Genomic DNA, 20,965 nt, shown 5'->3' with positions numbered 1-20,965 from the left:
CTTATTCTCCTAATTTTCTATAATTATATAGAGCTTTTCGTATGTAGCCAGATTGGCAATTTCATTTTTAAGATCAGGAAAATCTTCCTTCTCAAAATGAATTTCATTTATTGAAAAATTAGTTTTAAAAGACAAAGACCGACTGTCAGGTTTCTCATGTTTAAAGGTAAAGTTAAACCCTTTTTTATCTAAATCATTTATTTCCGGAATGGATACTTCAGAAATCTCATCAGGGAATTTGATTGTTTCTATAATGTCTAAGCTGTAGGTATTATCCAGCTTAAAAGGATATTTTCTCTCTGATATATTGAAAGCATACAAATGATAATCATAAAAGGGAAACAACGCTAACCTGGAAGCTTCAAGCCTGATGAATTTTAAATCATCACTTTCAGAAATGTAATTATCTACCTTGAACTCAAAAGATAAACTTATATATTCATCTTTATTATTTGGATCGGAAATCGTATAGTCAATTAGATTTGAGAATGGATGTATTCTGGAAATTATTGCTTCAATAATTTCCTGTTTCTTCTGAGGATTCATATTCATTAAACTGCTGCGGATATATCCATCTGGCAGACCAGTATAATTCATTATCACTGAGCAGTCAGCATCATTGTTCTCATCTACAACAATGTCTATCATTACCTCAATGTTATTATCCTCTGCCGGAGAAACCGGAACGATCCTAAGCTCTGCTCCATGTTCTGAAGCAATAATGTAAGTATAATCCTCAAGATACTTGGGAAAAAGCTCTTTAGTATTTTCATTGGTGGGGTCATAAAATAATTCCGGTTCTCCACTTTCATCATAGCTCACTGCAACTGCATGATTAAACCACATTACTGGGGCAGCAGCATTTAATTTATATCCACTTGAAATCAATATCGGATCAGAGCTAATTCCTGCGATTCGTAACATTGCCACCAGTAAGGCAGCTTTATCCCTGCAAACTCCTCCCAGAGTTGAAAATGTGTATGATACATCATGCGGCTCATAACCAGGCTTGTAAGTTTCTTTATCAACACCAAGATATCGAACTTTTCGAGCAACCCAGTAAAATATTTTTTCCGCCTTCTCCTGCCTTGAAGTACAACCTTCGATCAATTCGTTTACTTTATTTTCCATTGCATCATTTATATCAAGATGAGGTGCAACGAGACTGTAATACCATTTCGAGATACTTTCCCAACTATTCATCGTGGTCAGCATTATATAATAACCAAATTCATTAATGTTTTCCATAGAAGGCTCATAGAGAACTTCCGGGGCTACGGAAACATTAAATTCATAAATATTTTTGCCAGCTTCTAAGCTTTCTGAAAAATCAACATAGCCTTCCTTACTGTTTATATGGTGAATATTTAACTTAATACTTTCGGGAATGCTCAATTTGTAATATCTTTTCAGTACTGGATAATAATTCTCTACTGATATTTGGTCTGAGAAGTTATCCTCTATTCTTGTATTATGCACAGTTGTAATTGATTCATACCTGATTATATCACCAACTTCAATATCTGGTAGATCACCCTTTAGAATTCTACCTGTTTCAGAATATATATTTGAAAATTTGGAAAAAGCATTACCGGTTTCGTTCAATATCTCATAAGGCTCAAATTCAATGATTGTCCCGTCTTGTTTAATTACCTGCATCGTTTTCACATATACAGTATCATACATAGTGTTATAAAAAAACCACAAGCTGAAGTTTTGTCTCCCCTTTTCATTAAGAACTTTTGTGAAAGTCTCATCGAGATATGTTCCCCTGCATTTTTCATCCAATTCAATCTTTTTATTATTTATCCCAATTTGACCTGAATTTGGATAGTCTTCCGTAGAAACAGCACTCAATAGATCAACTGCTTTTTCAAAACCGATTTCTTCGCCTGTTAAAATACAAGAAACTACAATTATTAAAATCATTATTATTGCTCTTTTCATTGTTTCTCCTTTTTTAAATGATCACATTCTTAATATGATATGCAACATATTAGCGTCAAGTAAAATAATTTAAGTAGATTACATAAAAACTGATCAACTGAATACTCTTGAACCAGTATTTATCCCACCCAGTAATTACATAAACATTCATCTTTTGTATCCCTCCTTCGACCCATTTAAATTCAAGATTACTCCATTTTCAGTTAACAATCGTTAGCTCAATAAACTGGCTGAAGGTTATTTTGAGGACTGAGTAAAGATTCTGGTGGATATTTGGCTGATAATTCAAATATGATCTTTATCAGGTTTATACCAGTAATTTATTAAATGGAAATAGAAGGGAATGTATCCTGCGAACCAGTGAACTGCAAAAACGAAATGAAGAACTTGAGCATTTTCATGAGTTATTCATTGGCAGAGAAAAACGGGTGAAGGAATTACGCGATCAGGTTATGGAACTGGAAAAGGGACTTTCTAAATATCGGATAAAGGGATCATCTTAGCTGATAAGTTTTGATTTTGCGATTTAAGGTTGAATATGAAATTCCTAATTTTTTGGCTGTGTGAGTGAGATTATTTCCTGTTTGATCAAGTGTGTTTATGATCATTTGCTTTTCCATTTCTTCTATGGTACTTTCAGAATAGCATAATTGATCATTGCATATCGCTGGTGTTTGGGTGAGATTAAAGGATTCGATACCGAGTGTATCCGTTTTTATCATGATCATAGCTCTCTCAACCATATTCCTCAATTCCCGCACATTCCCGGGAAAATGGTATTCCCGTAGCCTTTCTATCAATTCCTTAGTTATCCGGGGAACAGTTTTTTTCAGGATTTCAGCAAAATTTGAAACAAAAAAATGAGTTAAGGGCTCAATATCCGCCCGACGTTCCCGCAAAGGAGGGATATGGATCTGAATGGTATTTATTCTGTAAAACAGATCTACCCGGAACACATTTTCTCCGATTAATTTACTGATATCTTTATTAGTTGCTGCAATCAGCCTGAAATTTACTTTTATTGATTTATTTGTCCCTATTGGCTTCACTATTTTGGTTTCCAATACCCTCAGCAGTTTAGCCTGCAAAGGTAAAGGCATATCCCCAATTTCATCTAAAAATAAAGTTCCGCTGCTGGCGTCTTCCAGATAACCGACTTTATCTGAAGAAGCACCTGTAAATGCTCCTTTTTTATGACCAAAGAATTCACTTTCACTTAGATTTTCCGGAATGGAACTACAATTTACCGGGATAAAGATATTATCATTACGACGGGAGGCAAAATGAATTATATGGGCTATGATCTCCTTTCCTGTCCCGCTTTCTCCAGTGATCAGCACATTAGTGTCACAATGTTCTGCTGCCATCAGTGCCAGCTTGTGAACCTCCTTGATCGCATGACTATTACCAATGAAATTCATATTTATCTGATTCTTCAGTGATTCTGATATCAATGAGCTTTTTCGCTCTGTTTTCACAAGTTTGCTGATCGTGGCATCATACTTCTTTTGCAGATTTGAGATCTTTTCAATCACTTCGGAATTCAATCTTGTGTCTTTTAATTGAGAATATTTCTCAAAATTTTCCAGTGATTCCTGGAATTTGCCTTGAGTTTTATAGATATTGCCTAATAGCTGATAGTTCTCCTCTACTTCCAGATTCTGGTGATTTTTCTCAGCTTCCTTAAGGCTTTTAATAACAAAGTTCAATGCTTCATCATATTTCTTCATTTTAAAATTCACTGTGCCGATATGTTTAAGTATCACACAATGATTTTTATATATCTTTGCCTTTTCAAGGAGCTGAAGAGCTTCCTGATAATTTACGAGTGCCTTTTCATATTCTCCCTTATCTTCATATACACCACCAATATTATTTTTTACTACTGCCAGTACATTAATTCCACCTTGCTCTTTTACCAGTGGCAAGGCTTCTTGATAATATTCCAAAGCTATATCCGGATCTTCATTACTATATGATACTCCCAGATTAATAAGTTCTCTACTGATTGATTCGGGACCATTTATTTCACGCGCTTTCTGGAGGGAGAGTTTTAAATATTCTCTTGATTTATCCACTTGATTCAGCGAAGCATAAATAATCCCAATCTGTTCCAGCAAGCTGGGAGTTCGCTTAAGAAAAAAAGGGGTTACCTGATCATCATTTTCCTTGAGATGCTGTTCCATATATTTTTTAGCATTAAAGAGATACTCAAGACTCCGATCATATTTCCCTAAATGTCGATAGATCATTCCCAGGTTGTGATAAGCATAAAATTTCCCCTCACTGTCATCAAGTCTGGTATAAAGTTCAAGTGCTTTTGAAGAATGATATTCTGATTTTACAAAGTTTGGTAGAAAGGTGTATATGCGGCCCAGATAATCGTGATTTCGGGCAGCAGCCAGCATATTTTCGTCACCGGTAAGTAATTTATTTAATTCCTCCGCATAAGGTATAGATTCAAAGACTGTTTTTGATTTACTGTAAGCATTAATTAGATTTCTTAGTGCGGTGATCAATTGATTTTTATCACCGTTTTCTCTGACTATGTGCAATTCATCTATTAGACGAATCAGATCCTCTTGTGACGCCATTTTCTCCCCCAATCAGACTATTTCAATAATAAAATCTTTCCCTTGTAGTCAATATCACTGCTTTGAAGGCGATAATAATATACTCCGCTGCTTGCCAGAGTATTATCGACTGATATCCCTGTCCATGAGAAATTATGATCTCCTGCTGCTAAATTCTGATTTATCAGCGTATTCACTAATTCTCCCCGGATATTATATATGTGTAGAGCAACTTCGGCTTGCTCAGTCAATTGAAAGCTGAAATTTATCTGGGGATTAAAGGGATTGGGCCAGGCTCTTAAATTCCTAAGACTGAGCACATCTTCATCATTAGAATCCACTGGCTGCATAATGATCTCCAGATATACATCTGCATCTGCTATTTCAAATTCACCAGTATCTCCCATATACCAGGCGTGACTGACCATATAATTATAAATGCCATTCATTAACTCTATGCTGAAACTGCCATCTCCCATTGTGTAAACATATTGCGTGTCTCCGCCAGATACTGGCATGAGCACTATCTCAGCATTGACAACCGGTTCACTCTGTTCATTGAGCACAAAACCATAAAAAACACCGCCCGGTTCGCCACCACCTCCCTGCAGAACTATCTCCAAATAGACATTATCATCATTAATAGTAACTTCATCGGAATATATTTCATAACCTAAAGCTGTAACGGTATAGCTATAAGTTCCATTTGCCAGGGCGAATAAAAAAGCTCCACTTTCATCAGTAGTAAAGAACCAGGGAATTGTGGAATTGGGATTTTCCACGATAAAAGCTGCATTAGCAACAGGTTCTCCCTCAGTATTAAGTACTAAACCAGAAAAATCTCCATCAGGATACCCATAATAGAAATCAATACCACTGACATTTCCATTCACAGTTACTTCCTGCATCTCTGGTGCCAGAAATTCACCGTTAAGATCCAATGCACTATACACTCCCACTGTGCAGGGTACATCTGGAATATCCTCTGGTACGAATATCTGATAGTTTCCCAGAAGTCCTGTAAGATCGCTGAGCAGGTAATGATCAGAAGAAATAAATTCCAGTAATGCTTCCAGACTGAAATTCTCAAATAAATCTATCAGGTATTCTGCACTGCCATTATAAATAGTAAAGACCACTCCCCCCATCACCGGCAGGTCTATCCATCCGCTTTCCTGAGTTACTGTACCTGCTATACTGAAATCAGTATCAAGCTGTTCAAACTGGATTTCTACGGCATCAGACACATCTTCGTCTGTGAGTGTAACCACCAAAGTAGTTCCTTCAGGAAGCTGAATAAAATTATTAAACCCTCCCGCAAAAGTGCCATCTAAACCGGTACTGTCTAAAAGCCCTCCATCTTCAAAAAGCGCATAGTTTCCTGAAAACAGGGGGATTTGCTGTCCTAAAATTTCTATAGACAGATCAAAGTCTGCTGAATTACCTTCATTCTCAAATTCAAATTCCAGATATAAACTATCTGAAACAGCTACTGTTAAGGATTCCTGACCATTTATTGTGAAATTATGTACTGCAGATAATGGGGAAAAAAACAATACTAATACAAAACTAACTAAAATATACTTCATAATTTACCTCTTAGAATTTAACTCTGCAATTTTTATATTCTCATTAAGATATGTCAAGTTTCCTGCTATAAGGATTTTCCTTTACAAAAAGCTGCACCTCAAAATTATTAATCTATTGGATACAATAAGGGGAGTATTATGAAAACTGCAATTATTTATTTTTCTTTAACTGGTTTCACGAAATCTATTGCTGAAACCATGGCGAAAGTGCTTGATGCTGATCTTATCCCTCTGTTAACAGAGGATGCACAGAGCAAAGATTCTAAATTTATCTCTATTTTGAAGGGTGGTTCACAGGTTATGGGCAAAAAGAAACCTAAACTGATAGAATATAATTTCAATCCAGCGGATTATGATCTGGTGATCATTGGTACACCCGTCTGGGCATGGTCATTTGTCCCAGCCTTACGAACTTTTTTTGGTGAACATGACCTTGCTGGTAAAAAGGTTGCTGTCTATGCCACTCATCAGGGAGGACCGGGCAAAACCCTCAAAAATATGATAGCTGAAATGCCTGAAGCATCTATAGTGGGTGAACGTGATTTCTTGAATGAAAAAGGTAAAGAATCCCGCTCTCTTTCAAATGCCCGGCTCTGGGCAGCAGAATTGATCAAGAAAACCAATTTGCCAATTTGAGCTGATCATAAATATTTATATCCATTGAATATAATAAAAGTTAGCCAGGGATGCTAATGTAATTCCGCCGGGTTGGCATCATTTAAAGAAGTTTATTTAAGTAAGACCACTTTTTGAAATAGTGAATACGATCCTGTGGACAAGTGTATAAAATAGCAGCTACTACCGCACCCTTTAGCATTCCAGACAAGACTATGTTTGCCGGCTTCCATTTCTTCATCAATCAGTTCTGCCACTTTTTGTCCCTTAATATTATAAACCGTCAATTTTACTTTTCCAGCATCCTCAAGTTCAAATTCAATATTAGTTTCGGGATTAAAAGGATTAGGGTAACTGGCAAAAGAAATTTCAGAAGGCATGATTCCATTTTCATCATTATCGACCAGATGATGAAGGTAAAATGCCCCAATATCGGAGATTGTATCATCAGGATCATTATAGATGGGATCAGGATTTCCAGCATCTATGCAGGGCGATTCTCTGGTTAGATGAAAATCTAATAACTGCGGATCAACAAATTCAGGTGATATAAACAGATTATAATTGAGATCACAGGGATCACTATTTTCGTTCTCATATTCTATTACTTCAAACCAGTCGGGAACATTACCACCGTAGTTTATCACATTATTGTAAAATAGGTTATGATCTAAATTAGAAGTTAGGGGATAGGAATAAAGGGCATATTCATTACCATAAAAAGCATTGTTCGTGACCAAAAATTGGGTTGAAGTGAAGATACGAATTCCATAAATTAGATTGATAAAGGTATTATTATAAATCTCGGGAGTATTATTATCGCCAAAACCCCAGACTCCGGTAGTGCCGCCTCCGCAAAACACGTTATGATGTATGAGCGGATAACTTGCATCAAGTATGATACTTACAGGATTGTCGATAAATAAATTACCCGATATATCGGCAGTTGTGCCATAACACCTGATTGCTTTTCTTTGTGCTTTTCTGAAAGTATTTCCAGTGATAAGAGGAGGGCCATAAGTTCTAAGAAAAATATCTTCCTGGTTATCATAAAAGTAATTATTACTAACTGTACAGGGGGAATTATCATGGATATCCATACCAAGATCATAGTTACTTGTAATATAATTCCCTTCAATCACAGGTGCTGCTTCCATGATTTCAATTCCGCAAAAATTATCAGAAATCCTCGAATTCGTGATATGTAAAGCAGTATAATGCAAATAAATCCCTATTTCTGCATATTCCACTATTACATGATTAAATACGCTGTTGTCTGCTTCGCTGGTTATAAAGTTTATTGATGCCCAGTCTCCTTCAAAAGGTCGCCGGTTGCCTGATGTGAACCTGATACTGTCTGTTTCTGTACCTTCAGCAATCAAAGTTCCAATTACTGTCAAAGTATATTGCCCCATAAACCTGATCAGGGTTCCTGGTTCTATCGTGAGAGTAGTATTATGATTGATGGAGGCATCTTCCACCAGGCAGTAGCAATATTCAGATGTCCAAAGACCAGAAAGATCACCGCTAACTTGTATTTGGGGCATTACTATGATGTAGTTTTCTTCCTGACAAGTATCAGAACCAGAAGGTCCTGATACGGTAAGAGATACATTATACTCGCCATTTTCTTCATATATGTGAACAGGATTTTCTGCATTACTGGTATTTCCATCCCCAAAATTCCAGAGATAGGTATCAATATAGCCAGTGGATTCTGAGCGGAAACTAACACACAGGTCTGCTTGACCGAAGTATATGTCTGAGGTGAAAGCAGCGACAGGGATTGCTGGAGCTTGCGGCAGGTAATAAGCTCCTAAATCAGCAATCGTGCCATCGGGATCATAGTATTCATAACTGTTTAGACCGGCGTCGATAGCTGGTGAATTAATAGTCAGTGTGTAATAATCAAGCTCAGGATCTTCAAATAATGGATTTGTAAATAAATTTTGATATATATCACATGGAGTACCATTATTATTATACATGCAGATGATCCCCAGATCAACCATTTCGCTCCCGGTTAAATTGATGCTGTTTTCCCAGAATAGATTATTGCTGAAGCAGTAATCTTCCGGCAAATGCAGATTCATTGCTGTGTAATTATCATAGAAAATATTATTTATTATATCAATAGGCTCAGTTTCATCATCCAAATATAATCCTGTTTTGCAATTTACGATGGTGTTATTGATCAATTCAGTTTGTTGAGCAGAATCATAAGCTACACCTCCATAACTGTCTGTGATCAGATTTCTGCTAATTATGGATTCCATCTGATATCTGCAGATAATACCATAGCCTCCGGCACCATGAATAACATTATTTCTGATTATTGCATCAGTGCTGCAACAGTATATTCCCCAACTTTCTGATGCTAGAACAGTGTTATCTTCGACCAGGCAGCTATCAGCGCTGCTACACCATACACCAGCAAATGACATATTGGTGAACACATTTCTGCGTATGACTAATAGTGCTGATGCTTCCTCAGCATAAACACCTTTATGGTAGTCATCCATGTGATTATACTGGATCAAAGGTGAAGACCTTACAACTTCAATAGCAACTAAGCCTATACGAAAAGTATTATTGGAAATCAGGATATTTGCATTTTCCCGGCAGCTAATGGGTACAGAAGCGTATTCAAGAATACAATATGAAATTATACTAGCTGAAGACTGTGATTCCTCGAAGGATATCCGGTTCCAGTTATCGGATTGAGTATTAGACCTGTCATAAGTAAAGAGTATGGAATCTGCATTCGTTCCGGCAGCAATAAGGATACCTGTTACTGTAAATGTATAATGTGCCATGAACATCACTGTTGTTCCCGGTTCGATCAGAAGAGTGTTGCCTGTATTTACGTAAATATGACCCACTACCTGATAAGTATTGCCACTCTGCCAGATTCCGCTTTGATCACCTTCGGCATCAATGATATCTGAACGTGCGATATGGGAAAAGATTATAATTATCAGTATAAAAAAAATCCTTAATCGCATATTGTCTCCTCTGCTTATTTTGTTCCAAACCAATTCTCTAAATTTATATTATTGCTGTCAAATAAAATATTACACTTAATTAAAAGCTTACGAAGATTTGTTTTACAAAAATATCAGTTGACCTGCAGGATGTTAATTTAATGAAACCAGTACTGAAAACCTGATACCTGAAGTACAACTATTGTAATAAAAATATTTCCTAACTGAATTTCAAGTTACACCAACCCACTGGGAACCCACAGGGAAGCCCCTGGGAGTAGGACAGATGGGGAATTTACTATCTATCTTCTTATATAATAATAAGTAACGTGAAAATATGTAAATATAACCTGCAGGTAGATGAGGAACCGTACTTACGAGATAGAAAAAAGAAATAATCAGATGGAACGATCTCTTTGAAACGGAGAAATTAGGAAAGCATTGGCATTAATCTGCCACAACTCAACCCGGCATGACATTTTTATGTTATGCCGGGTTGAGTTGTGAATCCTGGAAGACACGTTATTGTCAGAAATGAGTGTGTATAAAGGCTGTTTTGGCATCAAAAATCCTATAATTAATGCTGATAAAACTGATTTTGTCAGTTCAAATGGTATCAATGATCGGTGTTAAGTAAACAGTATTTTTTGTACTATTCCAAAATAAACGATACAATTTTGGAATAGGGTTGGGAGAGCATCTGAACAGACAAATAGTAAGATAAGTGGGACTTGCACCACGGGCGGTACTCAGGAAGTCCATTCTTCGCCAAGGCTACGGCACGGTCTGCGAGGGGCAAGAACAACGTGCAGTTTTCAGTGGAAATCCATATTTCACGCCTCAGCTCAGCATTTTTTTCCAGGGATTGGTTGATAGTGGTCGTTATCTGTGCCCCACCTGGAAATACCTGGCGGTGCACATCTAACTTAGCGGGAGAAATTGCTTGACTCTTTTGGTTGGGATTGGGGTAATAATATCAAATATTTCTGAACGAGGCGATTATGAAAAGAATTGTGATTTTATTTCTAATTTTACTGATGGTCAATAGTATATTGGGCCAGGTTAATGGTGTACGGGAGGATCTGGCAGAGGGCAGGATGAAGGTGCGATGCTGGGGTACTCATGCTGAGCGTGGTTATGCTCAGGGTTATCTGCTGGCAGAAGAGAGCGTGCAATTATTTGAAGATTATGTGATAGGGTATATGTATAATGGCAGCAACTATATGTATGAAATGAGCCGGACATTGTTTTTGGCAAACTGGGAAATAGATGCTGAATACCTGGAGGAATTTGCTGCTGCCCTGGAAGGGATTTCAGATGCCGGTGAGAGTATTTATATTACTGCTTTGGGCAGGGAAATAGATGAATATGATATTGCCATGGTGAATGCCGTTGTAGATGTATTGGCATACTCAAGGTCAAGGGGATTGGGGCTAGAAATGTGCGAGCCCTTTGGCTGTGCAACTTTATCAAGTTGGGGAGAATCAACTGAGGATGATCCGCTGCTATCGGGAGATTTGATCGTGACGCGTCATCTGGACTGGAATGGGGCTGGGATACTGGATAACTATCCTCTGCTGCTGGTGTGCGTGCCGGATGAGGAAGATGAGCAACCCTATATTACTTTTACCTATCCGCTTTTTGTAACAGGGCTTTCTGCTACAAATGCCAGTGGACTCACCTGTTTTATGGATGTGGGCAGCGATAATACTATCGTTAATGCGGGACCATATAAACCAGTGCTTCTCACAATGCGTAAGGCAATTGAGATGCTTGATTATGATGGCAGCGGGGTGTGTGATCAGCAGGATATGGTAAATGCTTTGAGCGGTTCAAATAGTGTCACAGGTGCTATCATCACATGCGTGCAGGGAAATGGTGAGCCACCAGTGATAATTGAGCAGAATAATGTAGGGACAGCAGTGCGGACTCAGGCTGATAATAGTCTGAACCCAGCAATAATTGGAGATAATCTGGTGGCTACTAATCATTTCAGAGTTTTGTATCCCCCGCAGTATTGCAATCGCTATGCGAATCTGGCAGCAGAGATAGAGGGTGACAGTGATTTCACAGCAGAAAGGCAATGGCAGGTGCTGGCAGATGAGGCGGGTCAAGGGACCTGGACGCGAATGACGATCCAGATATGTCCGGCAAAAGGAGAATGTAAATGGACTTCAACGCAGAATAATACGCCGGCATATAATACAAATCCTACTATAGTAGATATTCAGGCAGAATTGCAAGGCTGGGTCAATGAGCCTTGGTATGCACCACGAACAGCTCCCGTCTTTTTATTCCTGGAAGACGGTATCAGCGAAGGAGAACCTGAGATTTTAACTGAATTTGCTGGCTACAGAGCAGACTTGGGAACAAATACCTGTTGGGATATCACGTTTTTAGCTGATCCTCAATTTGTTATTGATGAATATATTGAGCTTACAGATATGTATAATATTAATGAATTGCCAACAGTCTTGATCAGAGGATATCATGCCTGGACTGGTGGATTAGATAATTACTCACGGGCATTGTATAATAAGATTCTAGAGTCATCTCCTGTTAAGATGAAGATAATCGATCTGGATACTGAAAATAATGTGCTGCATTACACAACAGAAAATATTGTGGGAGTAGCTTTTGGTGAATATCATATTGCCTATACTATTTGGGAAGATAGTGAGGAAGCCGGTATTGATAATCTGGCATTGAACTGGCAATGGGAGGATGAAGAACTGATGCTTCCTGAAGCGGGAGAGACAGAACTTTATGAACTGGAATTGGATGTGCCGGCAGGAGATTGGGAAGACAGAGAATTGGGAATTTACCTGGTAAACGAAGCATCAGGACAGATAATCCAATCAGCCAGTACAGCAGATGAATATATAAATCCTGTGCAGGTGAGTTATAATGGTCTTCGTGATGAAGAGATACATATTGGGGAGTCAGACTGCATTTTTGATACTTTGACGATATTTAATACTTCTGAAGAGGAAAGCGTTTGTGAATTGGAATATGATCTATCGAGTTTAGATGAAAATGTGAACGTAACCGCAGAGATTACACGGGCAAACGGGGAGGAAATCTCCATGAGTGCAGAAGATGTGGGTGAGTTTTCACTTCTGCCTGGAGAATATCTTTACCTGGTGACTTCATTTACGGGATTATATGATACTTACTGGGAGTTTTGTTTATTAATCAACAGTGAAGAAGGGCTGTATGGATTTGATATACCATTCACCATTAGCCGCATGACTGATAATGATGAAGGTGAAGTGAGTACGGCTATTAGTGAAATATATAATTATCCTAATCCATTTAATCCCAGTACGCAGATAGCATATAATACTGGGGATTATGGTAAATGTGATCTGATTATCTATAATATCCGGGGTGAAGAAGTGCAGCGTGTGGATGGATTGCAAGGCAAAGGAATATACAATTGGGATGCTAAGGATTTTAGCTCAGGAGTCTATTTCTATAAATTATCTGGAGCGTTGGACAGTCGGATAGGTAAAATGGTGCTGATGAAATAGTGAGATGTGAATCGTGAATAGTGAGTCGAGAACTTGACTGATTTGTAGAATTTGCGGAAGGGCAGAGAAGCTGAGTACCTGTCAAGTTTGCGATTCACGATTCACGACTCACAATTCACGGTGAAGATATATTGACAGATATGGGCGGATTACTGTAAAAAGGAAGTGAAAATAATTAGAAAAAAAAATAGGAGGCAGTTTGAGAACTAAGTTATTATTTTTTTTAATATTTATCCCGTTAGTTTTGCATTGCCAGGTAATTGATGAAGGATTTGAGAGTGGCGATTTCTCTGCTTATAACTGGGTATTGAGTGGTGATACGGAATGGTTTGTAACAGGCAGTTATCCCTTTGAAGGTGATTATTGTGCACAGGGTGGTAATGTGGCAGACGATCAGGAAACAGCAATTGAGATCGAACTGGAATTTGCTCAAGACGGCATTCTGGCATTTGCCTGGAAAGTCAGTAGTGAAGCCAATTACGATTTTCTGCAGTTTTATCTTGATAATGAACTTCTTTCACAGATTTCAGGGACAGTTGCCTGGACACAAGTGGGATATGAACTGGAAGCTGGAGTGCACTCGCTTCGCTGGAATTATCATAAAGATTACAGTGTTTCGGAAGGTTCAGATATTGGCTGGATAGACGATGTTTTCTTTTTTATCCAGGAAGAGCAGTTTGCTTATGATATGGAACTGGTCAGTATGACCGGGGAAAATTATTTAACTGGTGGTGAGGAATATCTTTATGAGGTGACTGTTCGCAATAATGGAGAATTCAATGCCACTGGCTATACCGTAAGTCTGGTGGATGCTGATGATAATGAATTTGCCTCGGAAACTATTTACTGGATGCTCCCTCCTGGTGATGAACGGTTAGTGGAACTTACGATAGCACCGGAAGAAAATGCTGCTGATACATTGATAGGACTATATGGAAAGGTAACCGTAGGAACTGACGATAATCCAGCTAATAATTACAGTATAGAACACGATATACACATCACCGGAGCCCAAAATCATTTTGCGCAGATAGGTGATTCTGAGAATTTGACAAGCCAATTACCAGTGAATTTAGTGCGCAATACCAGTATCTGTGAAATGCTGTATTATGCCGATGAAATGGATACTACTGGTGTGGTGAGTAGTATAGATATTTTTAATAATTTCGTAAGTGACGTATCAGATATAAGCATCAGGATCTGGCTGGGTGAAACTGAGCAGAATAGTTTATTAGATGGATGGATAAGTGCTGATAGTTTGCAGCTTGTCTATGATGAAATTTTTGACTTTCCTGGTGGAGAGAATATTTTGAATATCCAATTAGACAGCTTGTATGAACATCAGGGAACCAATCTGGTAATGATGATCGAAAAGGAATATGAAGAAAATATTAACAGCTGGCAGTCAAATTTCTATTACAGTGAAGTACCGGGGATAGAAGCCGGCAGAACACGGTTCAATTATAGTGATCAATATTCTTTTGACCCCTGTAATATGCAGGATGGAATTCTGTGTGACTGGGTGCCAAATACAGTATTTACCATTTCTCCAGTACCTTATGGCCATTTGAGTGGTTATGTATATGATGAAATGGGAATGGCGTTAAGCGGAGCGATGGTCAGCGTTGATGAACTTAGCTGGAGTACAGAAAGTGATTCATCCGGCTATTTTATGATTGAAAGAATTAATAACGGGACACATTTATTTACAGTTGAATTGGATGGCTACGATGCTTATTCAGAAGAAATAGAGATCAATTCCGGTGAATTGCTGGAAGTAGAAGTTTACCTTCTACCTGAGAGTGATATTGATGTAGCTGAGATAGCAGGGATACAGGCATCTATCAACAGAATATATCCCAATCCTTTTAATCCTGGGAACAGGGGAGATGTGAAGATAGAGCTGAATATAGCATCAGAAGAATTACCTGCCCGACTGGATATTTATGATATCCGGGGTAGAAAGGTATCCAGCCGGATAATCTATCATAGTGGCAAAGTTAGCTGGGATGGCAGATCAGGAGATGATATATCCGCTTCAGGGATGTATTTATTTAAATTGATATCAAATTCAGGACAGTCGGATACAGCCCGTCTGTTATTGATAAAATAGGGCAGGGGGTAAAAATGAAAAAGATAATACTGATAATATTTGCAATGACATTTACCCTGAGTCTTATGGGCTGGGTAACTGAAACTGGGACACTGGAAGACTTTTTATATGGTGACGATACTAACCTGGAATATGATAACTGGATGTCGCATGTGGTGGAACATGTAGCTGATCCTGGTTATAATCTATATGCACCATTTGACAGACAGTTGAACGGATTTGGCAGCTATACAGTTCCAAACACAAACCAGCTTGAAGCCTGGAGTGCCATCACGATCGCCATCACGCATCTTAATTACGGACAGGCAGATTTGCTGATCTCTGAAACAGGACTTCCTTTTACTCTGGTGGAATTTAATGATACAGTAAGCGGAAATACCTACTGGATCATTCGTGAAAACCTGAATATGATCTATGTGGATGATAATGGAACACCGGACTGGGATAGTGATGACGAGAGAGGCTCTTTTGATTATGGCTGGGGTGTATATATATTTAATCCTTTGGCATCTGTTCCAGTGGTTATTACTAATCCTCATATTGCTGATGATTTCTTCATTCTACCTGTATCATTGGAGTTATACAGAGAATCAGATGCCTATGCCTATATGGCGAGTGGAGTAGGACGAGAAACCCTTTATGATGAAAGTAATGGCTATTATTCAAACAGCTTTAGTCTCTGCGATCCTTCTCGGCAGGAAGATACCATGTTCAATAAGGTTTATCAGGCAAGCTGCGATTTTCTGCGTGAAACATTTAGTCACAGAGAACTAAGTATTCAGGTGCATTCTTATGACTGGAATCGTCATTTATGGTATCCGAACTGCCAGATTTCTGCTGGTTGGGGAAAAGGTGATCCGGGCATCCCGATCAGGGATTATTCGCTTTATGGTCTGGATATTATCAATCAGGGTAACCCGATCATGCTGGCAGCCAATGAAGTGGGTATTCACCCAGAAGTGCCATTGAATTCATACTATGGAGTTAATTGTAGTGATTATCCTTTTTATTATAGTAATGAAGATACTACTTTCGCTGTGAACAGATCTGTGGACTTAGTAGGATATCGCTATAACAGACAGATGGTCTATACAGCTGCGGGATTAAATGATCATCTTACTTACGAGCCGTTCTTTCATATCGAAATGGATGAATTACCCAATATTTATCCTCAGACCACGGCAAATTATTACTGGTTTTGGGGATATGATCCCATTACTCAGCGTTTTGATTATGACCATCTATATGATAATGCCCTGGCATATTATCACCACTGGGTCGAATCACTATCGGCAGTAATTCCAGCAGTGTTTGAATATGATGATGAAGAAATTCCTACATCGACAGAACCGCTGGAAATTGTGAGTGTGAATTATGACAGAGTGGAACTTACCTGGCAAAAAACTAATTGCTACGATTATGAAACTTATGAAATCCTCTATTCCCCTGAACCAATTGCTAATGGTAATTATGAGATCTGGGATAAAAACAATAACAGTAATTTCAATAATGCCGCTCCAACTTCTACGGTGGTTACCGGTCTTGATCAGAACTCTGAATACTTTTTCCAGATGCGGGTGCTGGATGCTAATGGCAATTATTCAGAGATGAGCAATGAAGTAAATTGTCTCACAGCACCTGCCAGGTTGCGTTATGAGAAGGCAGTAGGTAGAGATGGATATGTGAATTTCAGCTTTAATGCCTATCGTCAGGAAGATAATGCAGGTTTTCTGATTTACCGTAAAGCTGACTATGAAAATGAATATACCATGGTGGACAGCTGGATGACCAATCCGTACCTGGTCGCTTTAAATGGAATCGATAATTATACTTACAACTGGACAGATTCACTTACGACTAACTGGACAGAATATGCCTATATTGCAGCAAGTACAGACTCCCTTGGTAATGAATACTGGTACAATTATCCTGCCTATGTAACTCCCTTTGATATTTACACAATTCATTTCATGCATGAAGACAGTTTGCTTATAGATGATATCTGGTTTGGTGCCAGTCCCCAGGCGTCTAATGGCTGGGATCTTGATTATGATATTGAGCAGGATGAAACATCTTCTGGAGAATATGTATTTGCCGAATTTTATGAGGAAGACTGGGATAACCACAGCAGTATGACCAGGCAGATTGAAGGGGGGTATAATTTTGATACATCATTGAAGAGCTGGGTTTTTAGAGTGAAAAGTAATCAGCTTAATGATAATATCACTGTAGCAGCTCTTGGTCAGTTTATCAGAGATGGACGCAAACTATATCTGATTGACCAATCCTCTGGTCAAGTAGTCGATCTTCTTCAGAATGATTATATTTATGTAAATAATGGTGGTGCCTGGCGTCAATTCACCTTATACTGGGGTAATATCACGCCTTCCGTGGAATTTATAAATCCGGCAAATCATATTTATCAGGCAGGGGATATTGCTTCTTTCAGTTGGAATATCAACCGAAATTATCTGATAGATAATTTTGATGTATATATCGTAAGCCCCACAGAGACAATTCAGATCGGGGAATCCCTGCTGCCTTTCTTTAACCAGACGAACTGGACGGTACCTGATAATATGATCCTGGAAGATGCAAGGATCATGGTAGATCTGGAAATGATCGATGGTGACAGGCGTCAATATACATCCAGCTTCAAATTTGGCTGTGTGCCTTCCACTTATGCCATGGTAGTTCCATCCGGATTGCATCTGATATCAAATCCCTTCCTGGGAGCTAATAGTATTGATGATATTTTAGGTGAAGATGCTGATATATATACTCTGGAAAATAACGAGTATCAGCAGGATATAGCTTTCTTTTACGGTACGGGTTACTTTCTGGAAAGCGAGTTTGGAAATATGAGCGTAATCGCAGAAGATATCCAGGGTGGTAATGATCAGTTTACCATTCAAGCTGGCTGGAATATAGTACCTAATCCTTATTTATCAGGATTCCGTCGTGATGACCTTCGTATTGTAACTCCTAATCTGGAAATGACTTTTGCTGATGCTGTTCAGTATGATCTGATAGAAAGCGCCATTTATTCCTATGATAGAAGCTGGCATGAAGTCGATTATGTGTATCCTACTGAAGCTTTTTTGATGTATAGTAAGGTAGATAATATTGATGTGAAATTTATTCCTTATAATAACAATGAAAACAGTCTGATTACTGAGGATTATGATCTTAAGGTGCGATTGCTGGCAAACCAGGAGAATGGGGCAGAAGATGAACTTATTCTGGCTCTTAATCCAGCAGGTTCTTCAGGATATGATAAACTGTATGATCTTCCTGAACCATTTATGACTCCCGCTGATAACAATCTGAGCTTCTTCACGATCATAGATACTGCTGCTTCTGTATTAACAAATTTCAATCAAAATACAATTGCTGGCTATGATCTGCTGGAAGAAAGAGTGGACTGGGATTTCAGGATTGAGATGCAGCAGCTGGAAACTCTAATGTTTTCACTTACAGATAATGATTTACCCGAGGATGTTGTAGTTATCATTAATATTGATGGTATTGAGCATGATCTCAGCCGTGAAGGTGATTTTGAGTATGAACCTGGAGATAATATAGTAAATGGTATGATCAGTTTTGTACCTGTCTGGATGTCTGAGACAGAGGATAGCATAATACCTGTTCTCAGTGTGGTTAATTATCCTAATCCATTCTATTATGGCAATACACGTTCTGAGACAGTGAATGTTTCCTTCAATGTACCACAGGCAGATCAGGTGAAATTGTCTATATACAATATCAAGGGTCAAAAGGTAATTGATCTGGTGGATGATCATTATCAGCCGGGAAGGCATACGGTTAACTGGGATCTTAAGGATAACCGCGATCATGATATCGCCTCAGGAGTATATTTCAGCAGGATAGAAGCAGGCGGAAAAATGTCACATGCCAAGATGGTTATCATCAAGTAATATAAGAATTTGAGATAAAAAAAACGCCGGTCAATTGACCGGCGTTTTACTTATTTAATTAATTTTATTGTTGAACAGGGAATATATTAATTACATTATTCACATAGCGCAGGATCAAAGATGCATCATAAGCATCGATAATTTCATTGCCATCTACATTTGCAACTGTGATCTGCTCAATATCCCAACCGCTGATAAGTACCACAATATATTGTAATACAAGAGATGCATCATACGCTTCCACCTCGCCATTGCCATCGACATCACCATAATTTATCGGCTGTTCAAAATCATGATACCCCAGATAACTGAATGTATCTTCCGGGTATTGAGTCCAGGCAGTTGTATCAAAGGCAGTACTGGCATAAGCGATATTGCTGTTACGCACCAGAGTCATATTTTTTCCCCAGTCTTCAGAAGAGTCTGGAATTCCCACCAAATCCACCATTACACCATTATTAAAAAGGGCAACGGCATCATTGCCATTAAACGTCATGCTAAAACTGCTCGTTTCCATATCAACAAAGTCTTCACCAGTGAGATCATTAATGCCATTATTTTCATAAATTATCACATATACATCCCAGGGCGCAACTGTGCCACTCAATACCAGTTCATTGCCAAAATCTCCCCCGCCATTGGTTTGTTTACGCAAAGTCCAGCCAGCCAGATCCAGGATTTCTGGAGAGCCATTAAAGATTTCCAGAGCTTTGTGATAATAACTACCTTCCACATATTCAGAAATAAGCACAAAATCTTCACCAGAATTTTGATTCATAATACTGAAATCTGCATCACTCTCATCGGTTACAGTACCGTCTGGTGTACCTACCCGGATCCTGTATTGCTCGCCAACGGGAATATTTTCACTTATTGTCCATAAATAAGAGCCGTCATTAGCTTCATCTTCCGCAATGGTAAGTTCCTGACCTGCCAGCACTATTTCCAAAGTAACGGATTCATAGTATGCCAAAGAAGACCAGCTGATCTCGTATTGATTGCCAATAAACCAGATTTCACTACCATTAGGTGCAATCAGAGTGATCTCTGCCTGTCCTCCCTGATAATACCAGATCCGCTCAATAAGGGTATCATCAATAACAAAAGGATTAGGCTTATTTTCCTGATAGGCAGATATCGCCCAGGTACGTGCAATTTCGTCATCATCAGCTGGGTCTTCCAGATGCCAGCTATATAGATCATTCATCTGGTCATTAATAAAAGTATCATCAATATCATCATAATACATGGTATAAAAATAAAACATTGAACGAGCAATATTGCCTTTTGAAGCTTCCCGCGGCTCCCATTGATCTTCACCATAATTATCTTTCTCGGAATATTCATCAATATTGCTGGTGGGGATGGTAGTTAGAACTTCAGCATAACGATACCAGATATCGGTCTCATTATCAGGGATCTCGGCATAGGGTGCATTTGACCGGGAGGAATTTACATTGTCTTTGCAGGGATAGAGGTGATGCATATCACTGCGTTGGGGTTCCTGATCAGCTCCATAACTCTGGGGCCAGGTATGCTCGCAGTTGATTCCCTGATTAAAGGCATTGGTCGAAGGATCCAAATCTGGATCAAGGGTAATAGTAAAATTTGTATAAATACAGGAAAGCTGGTTATCCGGCTGAGAATCTATCTCTCCATAAAGGACATCACGG

9 protein-coding genes are annotated in these 20,965 nt (G+C 38.6%); 4 read left to right on the top strand and 5 right to left on the bottom strand.

All coding sequences use genetic code 11. The features are described from left to right. Positions 1-9 precede the first annotated feature (9 nt). The 3 genes from RAO94_01720 to RAO94_01710 all read right to left on the bottom strand — a co-directional run bounded on the left by RAO94_01720 (position 10) and on the right by RAO94_01710 (position 6,109). Entirely contained in the window at positions 10-1,947 is a 1,938-nt protein-coding gene (locus RAO94_01720; protein ID MDP8321047.1) for a DUF3857 and transglutaminase domain-containing protein, read from the bottom strand. A 494-nt stretch (positions 1,948-2,441) separates the two neighbouring features. Further along, positions 2,442-4,541, bottom strand: a complete 2,100-nt coding sequence (locus RAO94_01715; protein MDP8321046.1) for a sigma 54-interacting transcriptional regulator — start codon at positions 4,539-4,541, stop codon at positions 2,442-2,444. A 17-nt stretch (positions 4,542-4,558) separates the two neighbouring features. Next, a complete protein-coding gene (locus RAO94_01710) occupies positions 4,559-6,109 on the bottom strand; it encodes a carboxypeptidase regulatory-like domain-containing protein (GenBank protein MDP8321045.1) in 1,551 nt (516 codons plus the stop codon). Between the two features lie 138 nt (positions 6,110-6,247). Between RAO94_01710 and RAO94_01705 the strand changes: the two genes are divergently transcribed. Next, positions 6,248-6,745 carry a flavodoxin gene (locus tag RAO94_01705; GenBank protein ID MDP8321044.1) on the top strand — a complete coding sequence of 166 codons (498 nt, stop codon included), beginning with the start codon at positions 6,248-6,250 and terminating at the stop codon, positions 6,743-6,745. 92 nt (positions 6,746-6,837) lie between these two features. Here the strand turns inward: RAO94_01705 and RAO94_01700 are convergent, their stop codons facing one another. Beyond that, positions 6,838-9,729: a right-handed parallel beta-helix repeat-containing protein gene (locus tag RAO94_01700; protein MDP8321043.1), complete on the bottom strand. Its 2,892-nt coding sequence runs from the start codon at positions 9,727-9,729 to the stop codon at positions 6,838-6,840. A gap of 980 nt (positions 9,730-10,709) precedes the next feature. Between RAO94_01700 and RAO94_01695 the strand changes: the two genes are divergently transcribed. From RAO94_01695 to RAO94_01685, 3 genes are all read left to right on the top strand, one after another. Next, positions 10,710-13,241: a T9SS type A sorting domain-containing protein gene (locus RAO94_01695; protein ID MDP8321042.1), complete on the top strand. Its 2,532-nt coding sequence runs from the start codon at positions 10,710-10,712 to the stop codon at positions 13,239-13,241. A gap of 199 nt (positions 13,242-13,440) precedes the next feature. Further along, positions 13,441-15,354, top strand: a complete 1,914-nt coding sequence (locus RAO94_01690; protein ID MDP8321041.1) for a carboxypeptidase-like regulatory domain-containing protein — start codon at positions 13,441-13,443, stop codon at positions 15,352-15,354. Positions 15,355-15,368: 14 nt separating this feature from the next. Then, positions 15,369-19,292 carry a T9SS type A sorting domain-containing protein gene (locus RAO94_01685; protein MDP8321040.1) on the top strand — a complete coding sequence of 1,308 codons (3,924 nt, stop codon included), beginning with the start codon at positions 15,369-15,371 and terminating at the stop codon, positions 19,290-19,292. Positions 19,293-19,356: 64 nt separating this feature from the next. Here the strand turns inward: RAO94_01685 and RAO94_01680 are convergent. Then, a partial coding sequence (locus RAO94_01680) for an endonuclease (GenBank protein ID MDP8321039.1) occupies positions 19,357-20,965 on the bottom strand: 1,609 nt, incomplete at its 5' end.

The sequence above is a fragment of the Candidatus Stygibacter australis genome, from assembly GCA_030765845.1.
In the GTDB taxonomy this organism is placed as follows: domain Bacteria; phylum Cloacimonadota; class Cloacimonadia; order Cloacimonadales; family TCS61; genus Stygibacter; species Stygibacter australis.
Note: the sequence above shows the minus strand (reverse complement) of the source record. Positions and strands in the feature narration are given on the sequence as shown.

Excerpts from the sequence above, each read along its gene's own strand:
- RAO94_01710 (MDP8321045.1), bottom strand. The coding sequence starts at position 6,109 with ATGAAGTATATTTTAGTTAGTTTTGTATTAGTATTGTTTTTTTCCCCA.
- RAO94_01705 (MDP8321044.1), top strand. The coding sequence starts at position 6,248 with ATGAAAACTGCAATTATTTATTTTTCTTTAACTGGTTTCACGAAATCT.
- RAO94_01700 (MDP8321043.1), bottom strand. The coding sequence starts at position 9,729 with ATGCGATTAAGGATTTTTTTTATACTGATAATTATAATCTTTTCCCAT.
- RAO94_01695 (MDP8321042.1), top strand. The coding sequence starts at position 10,710 with ATGAAAAGAATTGTGATTTTATTTCTAATTTTACTGATGGTCAATAGT.
- RAO94_01720 (MDP8321047.1), bottom strand. The coding sequence starts at position 1,947 with ATGAAAAGAGCAATAATAATGATTTTAATAATTGTAGTTTCTTGTATT.
- RAO94_01715 (MDP8321046.1), bottom strand. The coding sequence starts at position 4,541 with ATGGCGTCACAAGAGGATCTGATTCGTCTAATAGATGAATTGCACATA.
- RAO94_01685 (MDP8321040.1), top strand. The coding sequence starts at position 15,369 with ATGAAAAAGATAATACTGATAATATTTGCAATGACATTTACCCTGAGT.